The organism is Chitinophaga sp. Ak27, from assembly GCF_012726295.1.
Taxonomy (GTDB): Bacteria; Bacteroidota; Bacteroidia; order Chitinophagales; family Chitinophagaceae; genus Chitinophaga.
The window spans coordinates 1-1,926 of the sequence record NZ_JABAOB010000018.1 but is presented as its reverse complement, the minus strand read 5'-3'; the positions used below and the strand labels follow the sequence as shown (position 1 = coordinate 1,926).

The window sequence follows — 1,926 nt, the reverse complement described above, 5'->3', positions numbered from 1 at the left end:
TTATTGTGCGCCAGGCATGTGTTATAGCTCTAGGGTGTAAGTCCCGAATGCACTTTGCAGCAGGAAGCATTAGCCAATAGCAAGGGTGTCCATCGTAAGGTGGAATCTGAAGGAAGCTGGCGGCAAACATTCGAGCCGACGAACAGAAACTGTATATAAGGCGATGTTACAAGGGTGATGTTGCAATAGAAACAAAAGCCCGATACTGCACGGATTGTAACTACGTAAATACAGCGGCTACATGAATGGAAAGCGATAACACTTACCCTGGGAGGCCCTGTTTTTTTTTTCAGGGAGTCAGCCGAGGTCATAGTAGGCGGGAAACGAGTCTATCTCCCGAAGTACAAGGGTAAAGATGGAAGCCTCACAGACAAGCTGAAGGACCGAATGTCAGAATGGCAAAGGAATTAACCGGTATATAACAAAGCGATAACAACTGAAAACCCGTAAGAGAACTGCTCTATTGAACTGGAAGCCGGAAGCGGAAGGCCATAGAACAGGAAGTCGAGCCGCGTTATCCGACCGGGTAAGGACAATGCCCTGTAATTTTTTTTTTCAGATAATGTTTTTATGCTGGAGGAAATACTGGACTACAGAAACATACATAAAGCCTTGAGAAAGGTCATCAGTAACAAAGGTGCTGGTGGCGTGGATGGTATGCAGACCGATGAACTTCGCGACTACCTGAAACATCACTGGGCTGAACTGAAATCCAGTATTTTGTCTGGCAGTTATCGCCCCCATCCTGTACGAGGGATAGAAATCCCGAAACCCTCGGGAGGTCTGCGTCTGCTGGGTATCCCGACAGTGGTGGACCGGCTTATCCAACAAGCCATTCAGCAATGGTTATCTCCCCGGTTTGAATCAGAATTTTCTGCGAACAGCTATGGGTTCCGGCCCAATCGGAATGCTCATCAGGCAGTATTGCAGGCCAGATCGTATCTGGATCAGGGAGGGACGTGGATAATAGAACTGGATTTGGAAAATTTCTTTGACCGGGTCCATCACGATCGATTGATAAGTCGTTTATCGGAACGGATATCAGATAGACGTACACTGGCCTTAATCCGGCGTTATCTGAAAAGTGGTATACTGCTTGGAGGGACTGTAAGCCCCCGGCAGGAAGGCACCCCGCAGGGATCTCCCTTAAGCCCGTTATTATCCAATATAGTGTTACATGAGCTGGATACAGAGTTACAAAAACGTGGGCATAAGTTCGTGCGTTATGCAGATGATTGTAGTATCTATGTGAACAGTAATAAATCCGCTCATCGGGTATTGGAAAGCATAACAGGTTATATAGAAGGCTATCTGCGACTAAAAGTAAACCGGGAGAAAACGAAGATCAGCCGTCCTTTATACAGCCAATTACTGGGATTTTCTTTCTACCGTAGTAAAGGCAGGTACAGGATACGGGTACCATTATCGGGAGAACAACGAGTCAAAGACAAAATCCGGCAATTAACCAGTCGCAGCAAGCTGGAGCCCGAGAAAGAACGAATCAATCGTTTGGAATCGATCATCGTCGGTTGGGTAAACTACTTCCATCTGGCAGATTGCAGAAAGCTGCTGCTTAGACTGGATAGTCATGTGCGGGTTCGTCTGCGTATGTGCTTGTGGAAACAATGGAAGACAATCAGGGGGCGATACAGACACCTGATAAAGCTGGGTATAGACAGGTATAAAGCGCTGCGATGGAGCAATACAAGCTACGGATATATGCGTATAGCACGAAGTCCTTTGCTAAGTAGCACATTGACTGATGCATACTTTAAGAAGCTAGGCTATATAGGGTTCCATCAACATTATTATCTGAAAACAGAACATCAGAAGAAATTATTTTGACAAACCGCCGTATACCAGACCGGTACGTACGGTGGTGTGAGAGGACAGGTAGCCAAATAATGGCTACCTTCCTACTCGATT

1 protein-coding gene is annotated in these 1,926 nt (G+C 46.3%); it reads left to right on the top strand.

Annotated elements, in window-relative coordinates:
* Window positions 1–570 precede the first annotated feature (570 nt).
* Complete coding sequence (gene ltrA, locus HGH90_RS31430) at window positions 571–1,845, top strand: group II intron reverse transcriptase/maturase (protein WP_262888624.1); 1,275 nt, start codon at window positions 571–573, stop codon at window positions 1,843–1,845.
* The last annotated feature ends 81 nt before the right edge of the window (window positions 1,846–1,926 follow it).

What these genes read in the sequence shown, in the direction of transcription:
- ltrA (WP_262888624.1), top strand. Translation starts at nt 571, where the DNA reads ATGCTGGAGGAAATACTGGACTACAGAAACATACATAAAGCCTTGAGA.